The sequence below is a fragment of the Pseudomonas sp. NFPP12 genome (genome assembly GCF_900103205.1).
Classification (GTDB): domain Bacteria; phylum Pseudomonadota; class Gammaproteobacteria; order Pseudomonadales; family Pseudomonadaceae; genus Aquipseudomonas; species Aquipseudomonas protegens.
In genome coordinates this window covers 967,101-982,659 of sequence record NZ_FMWW01000002.1, presented here as the reverse complement: position 1 = coordinate 982,659, position 15,559 = coordinate 967,101, and the positions used below count along the sequence as shown (strand labels likewise).

Here is a 15,559-nt window from a genome sequence, read left to right as displayed (position 1 = left end):
GGCGGTGCGGGGTGCCAAAGCAGTGGCGTTGGCGGTACTGCGAGGCCCGATCAGGAGACGTCCTTATAATCGGGGGGAGATTGTAACGAAGAAATGCGCAGAAATGATCCTGTTTCGCGACTTTTATTAGGCTTTTGGTCAGGTGGCCAGTATCGGTTGCACCCGGGAGCGAGCGCAGCGCGGGCTGACCCGGGCGCTGGCGGGCAGAGCCTGGTGCAACCAGTTCAGGCGAATTTCCTGGATTTCCACCCAGCCATCGCCTACCGGGGCCAGCAGGCAGTGCTTGAAGGCCTGGCAACGTCCCTGGTTGTCCAGCAGGGCGAAGCTGCGAAACTGTTGACGGGGGGCGAACAGGGAACGGAGGAAGTTCATGACCAGGTACCTGAATGTGTCATTGACGATAAGAATGCCCTTGAGCCGTTACATCATGATGTATTGCCAGTGAACGGCAGGTTACAGGAACCCGGTTGTACGGGACCTGTCTGAGTCTTGACTAAGTCATGCCTGGCGCTGGTTTGCCGTCCTTGTGCACCGCTATACTGCGGGCCTGTTTGTGCCTGATTCCTGGAGAGATGAGCATGTTGCAACGCCTGTTGTTCGGTTTGATCACTGTGACCAGCCTGTCGCTGGTGGGTTGCGCCCACAGCCCGCAACAACTCAGCCCGGAGCCCAAGCTCACTGCCCAGCTGGCGCCTGTCGGCCATGGCCAGCCGGTGGTGGTGAAAGTGGTTGATGGACGTCCTTCGCCGACCCTGGGCACCCGTGGTGGCCTGTACCCGGAAACCAGTGCCATCACCGTGCAGAGCGCGCAGATCCTGCCCAAGCTGCAGGCCCAGGCCGAAGCGGCAGTGCGCCTGCTGGGCTTTACCCCGACCGCCGGTGGTACCAACGCCCCTCAGTTGACCGTGACCCTGGCCGAGCTCAAGTACCAGTCGCCTAAAGAAGGCCTGTACGTGACCGAAGCCACCATCGGTGCCACCTTCCGCTCGGATGTGCAGAACGCCAACCGTCGTTACAGCGGCCGTTACGGTGCTTCCCTGGACCAGCGTTTCGGCATGGCGCCGAACCAGGACACCAACACCAAGCTGGTGGGTGATGTGCTCAGCGATGCCTTGACCCGTCTGTTCAAGGATCCGACCGTGGGCCAGATCCTCGGCGAGTAACCCGCGCCTGGCCGGGGTTTGAGCCCTGGCCAAGCAACGAAAAAGCCCGGCTGCCTGATAGCGCGCCGGGCTTTTTTATGGGCGCGGATCAGGCCGCCTCGACGTAGAAGTCCAGCATGCTGACGCCCGTCAGCAGGTCTGTTTCCGGCAGGTCCGCGTGCTGGTGCCCGCCCAGGGCGCAATACACCAGCCAGTGCCGGTCCTGCACGTTGAACGCCAGGGCGCCCACCAGCGCCTGCTGTTCTTCACTGGGGGCGATCAGGTAAAGGCGGTCCTGGTTTTCGGCGTGCAGCATGACAAGCTCCGTGGGTTTCGAGGGGCGACAGACTGGCTTGTTTAGATGACGAAAAGATGACGCTTTAAATTAATGGACCGGCGTCTCGTTACTGGTCGGAAAGCCCCCCGCGTTTTGTCGGGGATTGAGTAGAATCCGCGCCGCGGGTGCACTCGACGGCCCGTATACGGCTTTCCTCCGAGGTTCATGATGTCGCTGCAACTGATCTGGTCGATGTTCAACGCCCATCCCGCCAAACTGATCAACCTGCTTGCCCTGCTGTTCGCCTGCCCAGGCAGCTGGCTGCTGCACGCCACCCGCCGTCGTGAACTGCGGGCCCTGGCCAATCTGGCCGTGCAGAGCGAGGGACGGGCGGTGGATCAGCCGCTGCTGATGCTGGATCCCGCAACCTTGCGCATCAATAGATTTTTCTACCGCTTCGGCTTCGCCTGCCTTGGCTTGGCGTTGCTGGTGTCCTGGATCAGCACCCGGTTCTGATCAACCCCCAGGTTGCAGAAACGACAACGGCGCCCGCAGGCGCCGTTGTGCTTTCCAGTCCGGCCGTTACAGCGCCAGACCGGCCTTGACCCGATACTGGTTGCGCACCGGATTGGCGTATTGCAGTACCAGGTACGGCCGGTGTTCTGCCGGGCAGGCATCCAGCCGGCGCTGCCATTCCTGTTCGGCCTTGGCCAGCTCCTGGGCCGGGAAGACCTCGGCGGCCGTTGGCACCTGCAGTTGTGGATCGGCATCGCTCCACTGGGCATAGGCCAGGTAGTGCACCGGGAACAGGCGGTAGCCGCCGAGGATCTGCCGGTCCATTTCCATGGCCAGTTGCTTGGTGTCCTCGAAGGATTCGCTGATGGGCGCGGCGAAGTTCACGTGGACCCGGCCTTTATAGCCGGTGATGCCCTTGGCGATGCTCACGTCATCCTCGCCTGGTGCCTTGGTATAGGTGCCGGTGGTGGCGCGGATGTACAGCTCGCGGGCCTTGGCCTGGTCGCAGGGGTCGTATTCGTAGCTGATGGACACCGGTGTCAGGTTCAACGACTGGATGACCTCGCCGAACGGCTCGTCCTTGCGGCTCATGTGGAACATCTTGAGGATCGCCGACTCGGTGCGATCGTCGCCATCCTTGGCCCGGCCCTCGGCCTGGGCGATCCAGATCGACTGGCCGTCGTTGCGGATCGAATGGTTGATATAGGCCGACAGCAGCTGGTAGGCCGCGAGCTTTTCCCGGCGACCGCTGATGGAACGGTGCACGATGAAACTCTTGTTCAGGCGCATCAGGTCGCTGACAAACGGCTTCTGCAGCAGGTTGTCGCCAATGGCGATGCGTGGCGTCGGCAGGCCGGCGTGGTACACCGCGTAGTTGACGAAGGCCGGGTCCATGACGATGTCGCGGTGGTTGGCCAGGAACACATAGGCGGTGCCCGACTTGAACTGCTCGACGCCGGTGTAGGTCACGCCGTCGGTGGCCCGCTCGATGGTGTGGTCGACGTAGAATTCGACCTTGTCCTGCAGGGTGGCCACCGAAGTGACCCCGGCAAACTCACGGCGCAGGCGGTGAGCGATCAGGGGTTTGAGCAGCCAGCCGAAAGTCTTGGCAAAACGCGGGAAGCGAAAGTGGGTGAGGATATCTAGAAACGCCTTGTCACCGAGCAGCCGGGCCAGCACCGCTGGTACTTCGCTGTCGTGGTAAGGTCGGATGGCATCGAATTCGCCCATCATGCTCTCTTGTTAGAAACGGCTAGGGTAAGAAAAGGTTCGGATCGAAAAAAAGCCGGGCACGGTCTGAAAATTCAGCTCAAACAAAAAAAGCCCTGCAAATAGACCGGCGATTATACGCATAAGTCACTCTGGAGACGGCGATGCTGGAAACCGACCATTATCAGTGCCCTTACTGTGGCGAACAGGCAGAGGCGGTGCTGGACCTGTCTGGCGGCGACCAGACCTATATCGAAGACTGCCCGGTGTGCTGCCGGCCCATTGTATTCACCCTGCAAACCGACGGTCGGGAATGGATGCTCGACGTTCACAGTGAAAACGACTGAATGGGGAGTGGCCCTTATGCAGCGCATCTACGAGCCGGAAAACCTGCTGGAAGGCGAGTTGCTCCAGTGCATGCTGGCCAGCGAGGGGATCGAGGCCCATCTGCAGGGGCGCGATCTGTTGGGCGGGGCAGGGGAGCTGCCGCTGTTCGGGCTGCTGGGGCTGTCGGTGGAAAACCACCAGGCGCAACAGGCGCGAGAGCTGATCGCTGCGTACAATGCGGCCCTGCCGTTGCCCTTTGATGAACCGGACAATTTTGCCGGGGTGCTGGTCTGTTAGGCTGAGCGCCGATTTGCCGAGAGTTGTATTGCCCCATGTGTGGACGTTATGCCCTGTTTCGCTGGAACCCCGCGTTTGCCGCCTTGCCGGGATTTCCCGCCGACCAGAAGGCGCAGTGGAACATCTCGCCCAATGATTCGGTGCTGATCCAGCGCGCGGAAAACGGCCAGCGCACCCTGGCCCGGGCCCGCTGGGGGCTGACACCGCCGTGGCTCACGGACCTTTCCCGGACGCCCGCCCATGCCCGGGCGGAAACCCTGGCGGAGCAGCCGATGTTTCGCCAGGCCTTTCGCGAGCGGCGCTGCCTGCTGCCGGCCAATGGTTTCTACGAATGGCGCGGCGGCACCCGCAAGCGCCCCTACTGGCTGACGCCGGGGGAAGGTTCGTCGATCTTTTTTGCCGCGATATGGGAGGCCTACCCGGTGCAGGAGCAGGTCTGGCTGAGCACTGCAGTGGTAACCCAGGCGGCTTCCAATCTGCGTCGCCCGCTGATCCTCGATGCCGCCGGCCAGCAAGCCTGGCTCGATCCAGAAACCCCCTTGCATGCCCTGCAAGCCTTGCTGGCCAGCCCGCCGGCAGCCCTGCGCGAGCGGGTCCTGGCCAACCTGGTCAATGACCCCAAGCTCAACGGCCCCGAGTGCCTGACCCCCGCCTGAAGCATCAACTGCAGGAGCTGGCTGCAGGAGCTGGCTTGCCAGCGAAGAGGCCCCTGGTTTGCTGTCCAAGCCAGGATCGCTTTCGCCGGCAAGCCGGCTCCTGCAGGTCCGTGATTAGACTTTGAACTGGTTGATCAGGCGTCGTTGCTGTTCGGCGAGCTTGGTCAGCCCGGCGCTGGCCGCACTGGACTCATCGGCACCGCCCGCCACTTCATTGGCCACCTGGCCGATATTGATCACATTGCGGTTGATGTCCTCGGCCACCGCGCTCTGCTCCTCGGCGGCGCTGGCGATCTGGGTGTTCATGTCGTTGATCACCGACACCGCCTGGGTGATGGTTTCCAGGGCCTGGGCCGCCTTGGCCGCGTGTTCCACGCTCTGGTCGGTCTTGTGCTGGCTGTCCTCCATTACCCGCACCACTTCCCGGGTGCCCTGCTGCAGTTGCTGGATCATCGACTGGATTTCTTCGGTGGCCTGTTGGGTTTTCTGCGCCAGGTTGCGCACCTCGTCGGCAACCACCGCAAAGCCCCTGCCTTGCTCGCCGGCCCGCGCCGCCTCGATTGCCGCGTTAAGCGCCAGCAGGTTGGTCTGCTCGGCAATCCCGCGAATGGCGATGAGGATGGCGTTGATGTTCTCGCTGTCCTTGGCCAGGGTCTGCACCACGCCCACCGCACGGCCGATTTCCTCGGCCAGGGCGCCTATGGCGCTGGAGGTGTCGCGCACGATCTGCATGCCCTGGCTGGCGGCCTGGTCGGCGTGGCTGGCGGCTTGCGCGGCCTGGGTGGCATTGCGCGCGACGTCCTGGGCGGTGGCGGTCATTTCGTGCACCGCGGTGGCTACCTGATCGATTTCAACCATTTGCTTGTGCACGCCCTGGTTGGTGCGAATGGCGATGTCTGCGGTGTGTTCCGAAGAATCGCTGACGCTCTGAACCGAGGTCACCACTTGGCTGATCATCGCCTGCAGCTTGGCCAAAAAGGTGTTGAAGCCTTTGGCGATGGAGCCCAGCTCGTCAGCGCGATCGCTGGTCAGGCGTCGGGTCAGGTCGCCTTCGCCCTGAGCGATGTCGTCGAGCATTGCCACCATCTGCCGCAGCGGCCGGGCAATGCCGTGGCCCACCAGCCAGATCACCAGCAAGCCGAGGCCGGCAATCACCAGCCCGACCATGGCCATGCCGAAGGTGTCGGCCTTGCGTTGTTCGGCCAGGTCACCTTGCAGTTTGTCGAGGTCGGCCATCACCGCGCTCAGCGGCAGTTGCAGCATCAGGGTCCAGTGCGCATCGGTCTGGCCGATGCCGAAGGGCAGGTACAGGCTGATGGTGCCGTTGGCCTGGTCGACGTCGTAGGTCACTTCGCCGCGCTTGAGGCTGGACAGCTTGGTCAGTGCGTCACTGCTGAGCACGTCGCTGACTTTTTCACCGAACTTGCTCGAGTCCTTGGTATAGGCGACCAGGCGACCGTTACCGCCGATCAGGGCCATGTGCCCGGCGCCACCGTAGAGCTTCTGGTTGGCGCCCACCAGCATGTCCTGGATGAAGTTCACTGACAGGTCGGCACCCACGATGCCCTGGAACTTGCCGTTGAGCAGGATCGGCTGAATAAAGGAGGCCAGCATCACCACCTTGTCGCCGACCTTGTAGGGTGCGGGGTCGATGGCGCAAGGCTTTAGGCTGTCCTGGGAGCAGAGGTAGTACTCGCTGGCGCGCACGCCGGTGGAAAGCAGGGTCCGATCATTGACGTCGGCCAGTTTGTCCAGGCCCAGGCTGCCGTCTTCATTGCGGAACCACCAGGGCAGGAAGCGGCCGTTTGCTGCATCGATACCCACCACCGAGGTGCCTACGTAGGCAGCGTCGTCATGGTCGATGGCGCCGGGTTCCCAGCCAATGTACGCACCCAGGATCTTCGGGTTCTGGGTGACGTTTTCCTTGATCAGGGCAATCAGCTGTTCACGGCTCATGCTCAGCCCGGCATGGCCTTGCGAGTCCTGGGTGCCCATCAGCGCATTGACCCGCACCAGGCCGCCGGCGATCAGCAGGGGCGCTTCCAGTTCGCGCTGGATCTGGCTGACCTGGGTCTGCGCCAGGCCGCTCAGGCGTTGTTCGATGACCTGTTCGAACTGGGCCTGGGTACGGTCTTGCACCATCTGCTGGGTCCTGGCCCCGGAGAACAGGGCGTACAGCACCAGGGCTGCAACCACGCTGAGAACGATGGCGCCGGCCAGGGCGGCGACGGAAAACTGGATCGACTTGAACTTCATAGAGGCTCCGGGCGCAGGAATTTAGGTCTGCCGAGCTGTATCGGCCGCTGCAGCGCTGGCCATTAGCCTTACACGGAAAAATGACTGTTTCAGGGAGCTTGATGTCGTTCTTGGCGAGCTGTGGGGGTAACCCGGGCGGGATTTGCGGGAGGAATGAATTTTCTCCTGCAAGGCAAATATGTATCTGAAATGCGACCGATTGCTGTTTTTACATCTGGCGCGGATACATTTCCGCCCTTAGGATACGCGCCACGTTTTCAGGGAGGTTTCATGATGAAGAAGTCATTGGTCGTATGTGCATTGAGTGCCGCAGTACTGCTCAGCGGTTGTGAAACGGTCAATACCACCAGCGGTGGCGTGGTCGGTGTGGATCGCAAGCAATCCATGTTCAGCATGGTTTCCAGCGCTGAAGTGAACCAGTCCTATGCCCAGTCCTATCAGCAGACTCTGGGTGAAGCCAGCAGCCAGGGCGTACTGGACAAGACCAGCGCCAACGCCAAGCGCCTGCAGGTCATTGCCAACCGCCTGATTGCCCAGGCGCCGACTTTCCGCCCCGACTGCGCGCAGTGGAAATGGGAAGTCAACCTGATCAAGAGCGACGAGCTCAACGCCAACTGCGGTCCTGGCGGCAAGATCATTTTCTACTCCGGGCTGATCGAGAAGCTCAAACTCACCGACGATGAAATCGCCGCGGTCATGGGCCATGAAATTGCCCACGCCCTGCGCGAGCACGGTCGCGAAGCCATGTCCAAGCAGTACGCGGTCGGTGCCGGCAAGCAGATCGCCACCTTGTTCGGCGTTCCGCAGGAAACCGTAGCCCTGGGTGACAACGGGGTGAACCTGCTGATGACCCTGCCCAACAGCCGCGAGAATGAAAACGAAGCGGACCTGATCGGCCTGGAACTGGCCGCCCGTGCCGGTTACAACCCGAATGCGGCCATCAGCCTGTGGAACAAGATGGGCCAGGCTGCCGGTGGCTCCGCGCCGCCCGAGTTCATGAGCACTCACCCGGCTTCCACCAGCCGTATCGCTTCCTTGCAGGCGGCGATTCCCAAGGTGATGCCGCTGTATCAGGCCGCCAAGAAGTCCTGATCCCTTCGCGTCATTGTCGATGACGCTGTCGCCGGCAAGCCGGCTCCTACGGGTTGCGTAGGGGCCAGCTTGCCGGCGATTTCTTTTATACCCAGCCGCTGATCTGCATGGCCTTGTACACCGCCACCACGGCGAGGATGAAGAAGGCCGACGCCGCCAGGCGACGGATCAGGGTCAGGGGCAGCTTGTCTGCGGCGAAGTTGCCTGCCAGGACCACCGGTACGTTGGCAATCAGCATGCCCAGGGTGGTACCGATGATCACCAGCCACAGGTCCGGGTACTGCGCCGCCAGCATGACGGTGGCGACCTGGGTCTTGTCACCGATTTCTGCCAGGAAGAAGGCGATCAGGGTGGTCAGGAAAGGGCCGAACTTGCGTGCGGTATTGGCTTCGTCGTCGTCCATCTTGTCCGGTACCAGGGTCCACAGCGCGGTGGCGGTGAAGCTGGCGGCGAGGATCCAGTGCAGGGTCGAGTCCGAGAAGAAGCTGCCGAACCAGGCGCCTACCGCACCGGCCGCCGCATGGTTGGCCAGGGTCGCGGCAACGATGCCGGCGATGATCGGCCAGGGTTTGCGAAAACGTGCGGCGAGAATCAGGGCAAGCAGTTGCGTCTTGTCGCCGATTTCGGCCAAGGCAACGATTGCGGTGGGAACGAGCAGGGAGTCCAGCATCATCAGGGTTTTCCTAAGGGGCGGGTCGACACGGCTATGACACGTACAGCCTTCCCGCCCCGGGTAAGGTGTGCGTGTCATAGGTCTTGTCAAACCCTGCGGTCCGTCTGTGCGGACTCTTGGGTCGCATGCGCCATGGTCTGTTGACCAAGTATGTTGACGCATGCCGGACGAGCGTGGCGCTCGTGGGAGACTACTCCCCTAGGACGGAGCGGATTCTGCCTAGGCAAAACCCTTTCGGCAAGCCTTGTTTGCGAAAAAGGATTTCAGCCGCGCTTGGCCCGATAAATGCGAAAGCCCTGGCCTTCGGCCTTGATCGCACAGGGCCCCAGGTGCTCTTCGATCAGCGGCTGGTAGCGCAGGAAGCTGTTGGCAACTACTCGCAGTTCTCCACCTTTTTGCAGATGTTTGGCTGCTTTTCGCAGCAGGTTTTCCGTTGCCTGGTAGTCGGTATGGACCCCGGTGTGGAAGGGCGGATTGGTCAGGATGCCGTTCAGCCCCATGGGCGCGGCGTCGATTCCGTCACCGGTCAGCACCTCGGCTTCCAGGCCGTTGGCCGCCAGGGTCAGGCGGCTGCTGGCGGCGGCGAAGGCGTCCACATCCAGCAGGGTCACGCGGCTGTCCGGGTAGCGGCGTTTCACTGTGGCCCCTAGCACTCCGGCACCGCAGCCGAAGTCCAGCAGGTGGCCGGCGGGCAGGTGGTCCAGGTGCTCCAGCAGCAGCGCGGTGCCGCGATCCAGCCGGCCATGGCTGAACACCCCCGGCAGGCTGATGACTTTCAGCGGGCCTTCGGCCAGCGGCAGTTCGTACTCCTGGGCCAGGCTCTGCAGGGTGAGCGGTTCGGGAGCATTGGCCACCGTGACCTGCCACAGCTGGCAGTGCCGGGCGCTATCGAGCTTGCGCGGCTTGCCGAAGGGGTTGAGTTGCTTGGCCGCACTCTCCACGCCGCTGCGCTTCTCGCCCACCAGGTACAGTTCACGCCCGGCCAGGCGCGAGGCCAGGGCGTTGAGCAGGTAGTCGGTCAGGTCCTTGGATTTGGGCAGGAACAGCACGGCGCTGTCGAAGGATTGGGCCGGTGCGTCTACGCCAAAGTGACTGCGGCCGGGAAAGCGCGCCTCCAGGGCTGCCTGGTCGCCGGCGTGCCAGCTCCAGCCCCGGGCATTGGGCAGGCGGCCCAGCAGATCGTCGGCGGCCAGGCCGGCCAGCAGCAGTGAGCCTTGAAACAATTCAGCCTGACGCAACAGTACTTCACTGCGTGTGTCCATGATCCGCCCCCGAAAAAAGTGGCGAAGTTTATCAACTCACGACCCGCAGCGGGGCGCCGCTGAAGAAGGCGTGGGCGTTTTGCGTCAATTGACCGACGATTCGCTGGCGGGCCTCGCGGCTGCCCCAGGCGTTGTGTGGAGTGACGATCAGGCGCGGAATGTCGCCGGCCAGCAGGGGGTTGCCAGCCACCGGGGGTTCGACGCTGAGCACATCGGTGGCCGCACCACCCAGGTGACCATTGCGCAATGCATCGGCCAGGGCCTGTTCATCGATCAGCCCGCCGCGGGCGGTGTTGACCACCAGGGCTCCGGGCTTGAGCAGGGCCAGCTCCGGGGCACCGATAAAGTGGCGGGTGTGCTCGTTGAGGGGGCAGTGCAGGGTCAGGGCGTCCACTTGCGGCAGCAGTTCCTTCAGCGGCAGGCGGTCCGGGCGGGTCGGGCGGCCTGGAATCTGCCCCAGCAGCACACGCATGCCAAAGGCTTCGGCCAGGCGGGCCACCGCGCTGCCCAGTTCGCCATTGCCCAGCAGGCCCAGGGTCTTGCCCGCCAGTTCGATGATCGGGTAGTCCAGCAGGCAGAACTGACTGGCCTGTTGCCAGCGCCCGGCGGCCACGGCCTGTTGGTAATCGGCGACCCGGGTGGCCAGGTTGAGCAGCAGCATCAGGGTGTGCTGGGCCACCGAGGGAGTGCCGTAGCCCTGGCAGTTGCTGACGGTGATCCCCTGCTTGCGGGCTGCGGCCAGGTCGACATTGTTGGTGCCGGTGGCGGCCACCAGGATCAGTTGCAGGTCGGGGCAGGCGGCCAGGGTTTCGGCTGTCAGTGCCACCTTGTTGCTGATGGCCACCTGGGCGCCCTGCAGGCGTTCGGCGACCTGTTCCGGCGCTGTGTGGGCATGTACTTGCAGAGAGCTGAAACTGTCATGCAGCGCACCCAGGTCCAGGTCACCGAGGTCCAGTGAGCTGTGATCGAGGAAGACGGCGCGGCGATTGTTAGTCATGAACTGTACCTTTTGCACGAGGGTTCTAAGGCGTAATCTGCCGAGCCTAACAGATGAAATAATTAGACATACACAGGAGCCTGCATGTACTTCACCGAGTTCTTGACCGTTGCCCTCATCCATCTTCTGGCAGTGGCCAGCCCCGGCCCGGACTTCGCCGTGGTGGTGCGTGAAAGCGTGACCCACGGCCGTCGAGCCGGCACCTGGACCGCGCTGGGCGTGGGCTGCGCAATCTTCCTGCACGTGGGTTACTCGCTGCTGGGGATCGGCCTGATCGTTTCCCAGTCCATCGTCCTGTTCAACGCACTGAAGTGGCTGGCAGCGGCCTACCTGCTGTACATCGGCTACAAGGCCCTGCGTGCCCAGCCGGCCAAACCGGCGGCCGACGACTTGCACAAGGAGGCCGGGGTCCGCACCGCGCGTGGGGCCTTCACTTCAGGCTTTGTCACCAATGGCCTGAACCCCAAGGCGACGCTGTTCTTTCTCTCGCTGTTCACCGTGGTGATCAACCCGCATACGCCGCTGGCGATCCAGGCCGGGTATGGCGTGTATCTGGCGGTGGCCACCGCTGTGTGGTTCTGTCTGGTGGCCATGCTCTTCAGCCAGCAGCGGGTTCGTGCCGGCTTTGCCCGCATGGGCCACTGGTTCGACCGCACCATGGGCGCAGTACTGATCGCCATCGGCGTGAAGCTGGCCTTCACCGAGATGCATTGATTGCGCTGAGCTGATTCAGGGCCGCCACGTAATGCCGTGGCGTATCCCCGAGCAAACGGCAGAACATCGCGCTGAAGGCCCGGGCGCTGCCGTATCCCAGCGAGTCGGCCACGCTGTGCACGCTTTCCCCGGCGAGCAGGCGTGGCAGAGCTTCCATCAGGCGCACCTGCTGGCGCCAGGCATTGAAATTCATCTGCACCTGCTGCTGGAACAGCCGCGCCAGGGTTCGTGAACTGGCGCCGACCTGCTGCGCCCAGTCTTCCAGGGTGTGGGGGTGATCCGGGGTCTGTATCAAGGTCCGGCAGATGGCTTGCAAGCGCCGGTCCTGGGGCATGGGAATGTGCAGCGGAAGGTTTTCCAGGGCGGCGATTTCTTCCAGCATCAATTGCTGGATCAAGGGGTTTTCCGCTTGTTCCGGACCTTGCACGGCACGCAGGATCAACTCCCGCAGCAGCGGTGTGACCGCCAGGACGCAGCATTGGCGCAATGCGGGCGCTGACAGCTCCGGGTCGATGAACACAGAGCGCATGCGCACCTCGCCGACCATGAAGATTTCATGCTCCACCAGTGGCGGGATCCACACCGCCCGGCTCGGTGGGATCACCCAGGCGCCCTGGGCGGTGACCAGGCGCATGGTGCCGCAGGCGGCGTAGAGAAACTGCGCCTCGCGATGGCGGTGCAACGGTTGGTGCGCGGCGTCGGGGTAGTCCCGGGGATAGGCGCTGACCGGCCCATGGTGGAAGTGGTCGATTAACATGTCCGGTCCAATGACTTTGTTGTCAGAAATGCGGTGGATTGCCAAATTAGCATAGGCGGTACAACAACCAACCCCGGTGTGTCGCCATGAATCAAGCCCGAAACGTCATCCGCTACGTCAACGCCGCCCATGTCATCGATCACATGTTCATGCTGATCTTTCCCGCTGCCGTGCTGGGCATGACCCAGGCCTTTGGCCTGGACTATGCCGGGCTGATCGGTCTGTCCCTGGGCGGTTTCATCGCCTTTGGCGCCTGTTCGCTACCGGCCGGTTGGCTGGGGGATCACTGGAGTCGGCGGCAGATGATGCTGCTGTTCTTCTTCGGTATCGGTGGCGCCTCGATCCTCACCGGGCTCAGTAATAGCCCGAGCATGCTGGTGATCGGGCTGACCCTGATGGGAATATTCGCCGCTATCTATCATCCGGTCGGCACCGCGATGCTGGTGGCCTATGCGCAGAATCGCGGGCGCGAGATCGGCATCAACGGTATGTGGGGCAACCTCGGCGTGGCCTTCTCGGCCTTGATTACCGGCTTGCTGGTGACGCGGTTCGGCTGGCGCTCGGCGTTCATCCTGCCGGGGAGCGTGGCCATCCTTCTGGGTGTCGGCTTTGCCTGGCAGGTGCGTGACGAGCCTGCCCCCGCACGCGCCCATGTGCCGCTCAAGGGCAAGGGCGGGCAGCAGATCTCCATGCTCCTGGTGTTCGGCGTGCTGGCCCTGGCCACAGCCACTGGCGGGGTGGTCTTCAACGCCACCACCATGACTTACCCGAAGCTGTTCCAGGAACGCCTGCATGAACTGTTCACCTCGCCGCAGACCCTGGGGGTGGTGGTCAGCCTGGCCTATGCCTTCGGCGCAGTGGCGCAGTTGTTGATCGGCCGGGTATTGCACCGCTTCAGCCTGAAGTGGCCGTTCATCATTTTGACCCTGCTCCAGGCCCCGTTGCTGCTGGCGATGGCCGACAGCCAGGGTTGGGGCGTGATCGTCCTGGGTGCGGCCTTCATGTTCGTGGTGTTCGGCCAGGTCACGGTGAACGATGCCATGGTCGCCAACTTCGTTGCGCCCCAGTGGCAGTCGCGAGTCTTCGCCTTGCGTTACTGCTTGTCGTTCGGTGCCAGTGCCACGGCGATTCCATTGATTGCTCTGGTGGAACCGCGTCAGGGCCTGAGCGGCCTGTACCTGGTTCTGGCGGGTGTCGCGGCGCTGACGTTTGCCGCGGCGCTGGCCTTTCCCCGCACCCCCGCGGAAGCGGCAGTGGGGCAAAGCGCCTGAGGTCGTGCAGGGCCGTAACAATACTGGCCTGAAGCTAGTATTTGTGCGGCCCTGCAAATCATTCCTTTGGCTGATTTAGCGGGCGCGCAGGAGCTCTAGAGTGGTTATCCTCCAGTCACGACCGAGCCGTCAGAAAAGGGATTCTTATGTTGCAGACTCGCGTTATTCCTCCCGCCGAAGGCGCCTACCAATACCCACTTCTGATCAAGCGCTTGCTGATGTCCGGCACCCGCTACGAAAAAACCCGCGAGATCATCTACCGTGACCAGTTGCGCTACACCTATCCGACCCTGATCGAGCGGGTGGCGCGCCTGGCCAATGTGCTGACCGCGGCCGGGGTCAAGGCGGGGGACACCGTGGCGGTCATGGACTGGGACAGCCATCGCTACCTGGAGTGCATGTTTGCCATCCCGATGATCGGTGCGGTGATCCACACCATCAACGTGCGTCTGTCGCCGGAGCAGATTCTCTACACCATGAACCATGCCGAGGACCGCTTCGTGTTGGTCAACAGCGAGTTCGTCGGCCTGTACCAGGCGATTGCCGGGCACCTGACCACGGTGGAGAAAACCCTGCTGCTCACCGATGCCCCGGAGAAAACCGCCGAGTTGCCGAACCTGGTGGGCGAGTACGAGACCTTGCTCGCCGCGGCCAGCCCCCAGTACGCGTTCGAGGATTTCGACGAGAACTCGGTGGCCACCACCTTCTACACCACCGGCACCACCGGCAACCCCAAGGGCGTGTACTTCACCCACCGCCAGCTGGTGCTGCACACCCTGGGGGTGTCCACCATCATGGGGGCCATCGACAGCGTGCGCCTGCTGGGCACCAACGATGTGTACATGCCCATCACCCCGATGTTCCACGTGCACGCCTGGGGCTTGCCGTACGTGGCCACCATGCTCGGGCTCAAGCAGGTCTATCCCGGGCGCTACGACCCGGAGTACCTGGTGGAGCTGTGGCGCCGGGAGAAGGTCACCTTCTCTCACTGCGTGCCGACCATCCTGCAGATGGTGCTCAATGCCAAGGGGGCCCAGGGTACGGATTTCGGCGGCTGGAAGATCGTCATCGGCGGCAGTGCGCTGAACCGCGCGCTGTACGAGGCGGCCAAGGCCAAGGGCATCCAGCTGACGGCTGCCTACGGCATGTCGGAAACCGGACCGCTGGTGTCCTGTGCACACCTGAACGATGAACTGATGGCGGGCAGCGAGGACGAGCGCACCACCTACCGCATCAAGGCCGGAGTACCGGGGCCGCTGGTGGAGGCGGCGATCATCGATGCCGAAGGCAACTTCCTCCCGGCGGACGGCGAGGCCCAGGGCGAGCTGGTGCTGCGGGCGCCCTGGCTGAGCGAAGGTTATTTCAACGAGCCGCAAAAAGGCGCCGAGCTCTGGGAAGGCGGCTGGCTGCATACCGGTGACGTGGCGACCCTGGACAGCATGGGGGTGATCGACATCCGCGACCGGATCAAGGACGTGATCAAGACCGGTGGCGAGTGGATCTCCTCCCTGGACCTGGAGGACCTCATCAGCCGCCACGTGGCGGTACGTGAAGTAGCAGTGGTGGGCATCGCCGATCCGCAGTGGGGCGAACGCCCATTCGCCCTGCTGGTCATCCGCGAGGGCCATGAGATTGGCGCCCGCGAGCTCAAGGAACACCTCAAGCCCTTCGTCGAGCTGGGCCACCTGAGCAAGTGGGCGATTCCCAGTCAGATCGCCCTTGTTACTGAAATTCCCAAGACCAGCGTTGGCAAGCTCGACAAGAAGCGCATCCGCGTCGACATCAGCGAGTGGCAAGCCAGCAACAGCACCTTCCTCTCCACGCTCTGAGCGTCCCCGGCCGTGCCCGCTCGGGCACGGCACGCCCACCCGGCAAGCCTTTGCCTTGTGCTCACGGATTTTTCAGTCATTCTTGCCGCGCCGTTTTTCAAAGGTTATGGCAAAGGGCTGTTCCAGTGCGGTGGGTGGCTGCAAATCACACTTTAGAGGGATCAAGCAGTAATCCCTGCTGGATATAGTCCGTTCACGGATTTTTCTGAACAACGGAGCATTGTGGGGTGCTCGCGCCACGCAACTTCGGAGCCGGGACAAGTGTTCATTCAACCGGTATTCGA

General features: G+C 63.0%; 17 protein-coding genes and 1 riboswitch. Of the genes, 9 read left to right on the top strand and 8 right to left on the bottom strand.

Annotation, left to right across the window (positions count from 1 at the left end; genetic code table 11):
* Positions 1 to 138: 138 nt before the first annotated feature.
* Positions 139 to 372 (bottom strand): hypothetical protein, encoded by a 234-nt coding sequence (locus tag BLS75_RS12230; RefSeq protein WP_015636956.1) that lies wholly within the window; start codon positions 370 to 372, stop codon positions 139 to 141.
* Between the two features lie 206 nt (positions 373 to 578).
* On the opposite strand from BLS75_RS12230, the gene BLS75_RS12225 reads away from it, so the two are divergent.
* Positions 579 to 1,163, top strand: coding sequence for a YajG family lipoprotein (locus BLS75_RS12225; protein WP_047285306.1), 585 nt, complete (start codon positions 579 to 581; stop codon positions 1,161 to 1,163).
* Positions 1,164 to 1,251: 88 nt separating this feature from the next.
* Here BLS75_RS12225 and BLS75_RS12220 read toward each other — a convergent pair whose 3' ends face one another.
* The gene (locus BLS75_RS12220; RefSeq protein ID WP_011063378.1) at positions 1,252 to 1,458 is read right to left on the bottom strand and encodes a hypothetical protein; all 207 of its coding nucleotides are present in this window, start codon (positions 1,456 to 1,458) and stop codon (positions 1,252 to 1,254) included.
* A gap of 189 nt (positions 1,459 to 1,647) precedes the next feature.
* Between BLS75_RS12220 and BLS75_RS12215 the strand changes: the two genes are divergently transcribed.
* Entirely contained in the window at positions 1,648 to 1,935 is a 288-nt protein-coding gene (locus BLS75_RS12215) for a hypothetical protein (RefSeq protein WP_015636955.1), read from the top strand.
* A gap of 66 nt (positions 1,936 to 2,001) precedes the next feature.
* On the opposite strand, the gene BLS75_RS12210 is transcribed toward BLS75_RS12215, so the two are convergent.
* On the bottom strand, positions 2,002 to 3,168 hold the full coding sequence (locus BLS75_RS12210; protein ID WP_015636954.1) for a 1-acyl-sn-glycerol-3-phosphate acyltransferase: 1,167 nt from the start codon (positions 3,166 to 3,168) through the stop codon (positions 2,002 to 2,004).
* A 140-nt stretch (positions 3,169 to 3,308) separates the two neighbouring features.
* Here BLS75_RS12210 and BLS75_RS12205 point away from each other — a divergent pair, with 140 nt between their 5' ends.
* Genes BLS75_RS12205 through BLS75_RS12195 form a run of 3 tightly spaced genes read left to right on the top strand, consistent with a single transcriptional unit; the run spans position 3,309 to position 4,424 of the window.
* Positions 3,309 to 3,491 (top strand): CPXCG motif-containing cysteine-rich protein, encoded by a 183-nt coding sequence (locus BLS75_RS12205; protein WP_011063375.1) that lies wholly within the window; start codon positions 3,309 to 3,311, stop codon positions 3,489 to 3,491.
* 16 nt (positions 3,492 to 3,507) lie between these two features.
* Complete coding sequence (locus tag BLS75_RS12200) at positions 3,508 to 3,768, top strand: putative signal transducing protein (protein ID WP_011063374.1); 261 nt, start codon at positions 3,508 to 3,510, stop codon at positions 3,766 to 3,768.
* A gap of 35 nt (positions 3,769 to 3,803) precedes the next feature.
* Positions 3,804 to 4,424, top strand: a complete 621-nt coding sequence (locus tag BLS75_RS12195) for an SOS response-associated peptidase (RefSeq protein ID WP_011063373.1) — start codon at positions 3,804 to 3,806, stop codon at positions 4,422 to 4,424.
* 114 nt (positions 4,425 to 4,538) lie between these two features.
* Here the strand turns inward: BLS75_RS12195 and BLS75_RS12190 are convergent, their stop codons facing one another.
* Positions 4,539 to 6,680, bottom strand: coding sequence for a methyl-accepting chemotaxis protein (locus BLS75_RS12190; protein ID WP_072450934.1), 2,142 nt, complete (start codon positions 6,678 to 6,680; stop codon positions 4,539 to 4,541).
* 273 nt (positions 6,681 to 6,953) lie between these two features.
* Between BLS75_RS12190 and BLS75_RS12185 the strand changes: the two genes are divergently transcribed.
* Entirely contained in the window at positions 6,954 to 7,772 is an 819-nt protein-coding gene (locus BLS75_RS12185) for a M48 family metallopeptidase (protein WP_011063371.1), read from the top strand.
* Positions 7,773 to 7,857: 85 nt separating this feature from the next.
* Here BLS75_RS12185 and BLS75_RS12180 read toward each other — a convergent pair whose 3' ends face one another.
* The 3 genes from BLS75_RS12180 to BLS75_RS12170 all read right to left on the bottom strand — a co-directional run bounded on the left by BLS75_RS12180 (position 7,858) and on the right by BLS75_RS12170 (position 10,704).
* The gene (locus tag BLS75_RS12180; protein ID WP_011063370.1) at positions 7,858 to 8,442 is read right to left on the bottom strand and encodes a TMEM165/GDT1 family protein; all 585 of its coding nucleotides are present in this window, start codon (positions 8,440 to 8,442) and stop codon (positions 7,858 to 7,860) included.
* Positions 8,443 to 8,534: 92 nt separating this feature from the next.
* A riboswitch (yybP-ykoY riboswitch) is annotated at positions 8,535 to 8,656 on the bottom strand.
* Positions 8,657 to 8,708: 52 nt separating this feature from the next.
* Positions 8,709 to 9,707: a class I SAM-dependent methyltransferase gene (locus BLS75_RS12175; protein ID WP_011063369.1), complete on the bottom strand. Its 999-nt coding sequence runs from the start codon at positions 9,705 to 9,707 to the stop codon at positions 8,709 to 8,711.
* A 31-nt stretch (positions 9,708 to 9,738) separates the two neighbouring features.
* Positions 9,739 to 10,704: a 2-hydroxyacid dehydrogenase gene (locus tag BLS75_RS12170; RefSeq protein WP_072450992.1), complete on the bottom strand. Its 966-nt coding sequence runs from the start codon at positions 10,702 to 10,704 to the stop codon at positions 9,739 to 9,741.
* Positions 10,705 to 10,788: 84 nt separating this feature from the next.
* Between BLS75_RS12170 and BLS75_RS12165 the strand changes: the two genes are divergently transcribed.
* Positions 10,789 to 11,418, top strand: coding sequence for a LysE family translocator (locus BLS75_RS12165; RefSeq protein ID WP_011063367.1), 630 nt, complete (start codon positions 10,789 to 10,791; stop codon positions 11,416 to 11,418).
* Here the strand turns inward: BLS75_RS12165 and BLS75_RS12160 are convergent.
* Positions 11,402 to 12,175, bottom strand: a complete 774-nt coding sequence (locus BLS75_RS12160) for an AraC family transcriptional regulator (protein ID WP_072450933.1) — start codon at positions 12,173 to 12,175, stop codon at positions 11,402 to 11,404. The two genes, BLS75_RS12165 and BLS75_RS12160, sit on opposite strands and share 17 nt — an antisense overlap.
* A gap of 86 nt (positions 12,176 to 12,261) precedes the next feature.
* Here BLS75_RS12160 and BLS75_RS12155 point away from each other — a divergent pair, with 86 nt between their 5' ends.
* Positions 12,262 to 13,446, top strand: coding sequence for an MFS transporter (locus tag BLS75_RS12155; protein ID WP_072450932.1), 1,185 nt, complete (start codon positions 12,262 to 12,264; stop codon positions 13,444 to 13,446).
* Between the two features lie 146 nt (positions 13,447 to 13,592).
* Positions 13,593 to 15,275 carry a fatty acid--CoA ligase gene (locus BLS75_RS12150; protein ID WP_072450931.1) on the top strand — a complete coding sequence of 561 codons (1,683 nt, stop codon included), beginning with the start codon at positions 13,593 to 13,595 and terminating at the stop codon, positions 15,273 to 15,275.
* Positions 15,276 to 15,559: the final 284 nt, after the last annotated feature.

What these genes read in the sequence shown, in the direction of transcription:
- BLS75_RS12225 (WP_047285306.1), top strand. Translation starts at nt 579, where the DNA reads ATGTTGCAACGCCTGTTGTTCGGTTTGATCACTGTGACCAGCCTGTCG.
- BLS75_RS12220 (WP_011063378.1), bottom strand. Translation starts at nt 1,458, where the DNA reads ATGCTGCACGCCGAAAACCAGGACCGCCTTTACCTGATCGCCCCCAGT.
- BLS75_RS12165 (WP_011063367.1), top strand. Translation starts at nt 10,789, where the DNA reads ATGTACTTCACCGAGTTCTTGACCGTTGCCCTCATCCATCTTCTGGCA.
- BLS75_RS12160 (WP_072450933.1), bottom strand. Translation starts at nt 12,175, where the DNA reads ATGTTAATCGACCACTTCCACCATGGGCCGGTCAGCGCCTATCCCCGG.
- BLS75_RS12175 (WP_011063369.1), bottom strand. Translation starts at nt 9,707, where the DNA reads ATGGACACACGCAGTGAAGTACTGTTGCGTCAGGCTGAATTGTTTCAA.
- BLS75_RS12185 (WP_011063371.1), top strand. Translation starts at nt 6,954, where the DNA reads ATGAAGAAGTCATTGGTCGTATGTGCATTGAGTGCCGCAGTACTGCTC.
- BLS75_RS12190 (WP_072450934.1), bottom strand. Translation starts at nt 6,680, where the DNA reads ATGAAGTTCAAGTCGATCCAGTTTTCCGTCGCCGCCCTGGCCGGCGCC.
- BLS75_RS12150 (WP_072450931.1), top strand. Translation starts at nt 13,593, where the DNA reads ATGTTGCAGACTCGCGTTATTCCTCCCGCCGAAGGCGCCTACCAATAC.
- BLS75_RS12155 (WP_072450932.1), top strand. Translation starts at nt 12,262, where the DNA reads ATGAATCAAGCCCGAAACGTCATCCGCTACGTCAACGCCGCCCATGTC.
- BLS75_RS12205 (WP_011063375.1), top strand. Translation starts at nt 3,309, where the DNA reads ATGCTGGAAACCGACCATTATCAGTGCCCTTACTGTGGCGAACAGGCA.
- BLS75_RS12180 (WP_011063370.1), bottom strand. Translation starts at nt 8,442, where the DNA reads ATGCTGGACTCCCTGCTCGTTCCCACCGCAATCGTTGCCTTGGCCGAA.
- BLS75_RS12215 (WP_015636955.1), top strand. Translation starts at nt 1,648, where the DNA reads ATGTCGCTGCAACTGATCTGGTCGATGTTCAACGCCCATCCCGCCAAA.
- BLS75_RS12195 (WP_011063373.1), top strand. Translation starts at nt 3,804, where the DNA reads ATGTGTGGACGTTATGCCCTGTTTCGCTGGAACCCCGCGTTTGCCGCC.
- BLS75_RS12170 (WP_072450992.1), bottom strand. Translation starts at nt 10,704, where the DNA reads ATGACTAACAATCGCCGCGCCGTCTTCCTCGATCACAGCTCACTGGAC.
- BLS75_RS12230 (WP_015636956.1), bottom strand. Translation starts at nt 372, where the DNA reads ATGAACTTCCTCCGTTCCCTGTTCGCCCCCCGTCAACAGTTTCGCAGC.
- BLS75_RS12200 (WP_011063374.1), top strand. Translation starts at nt 3,508, where the DNA reads ATGCAGCGCATCTACGAGCCGGAAAACCTGCTGGAAGGCGAGTTGCTC.
- BLS75_RS12210 (WP_015636954.1), bottom strand. Translation starts at nt 3,168, where the DNA reads ATGATGGGCGAATTCGATGCCATCCGACCTTACCACGACAGCGAAGTA.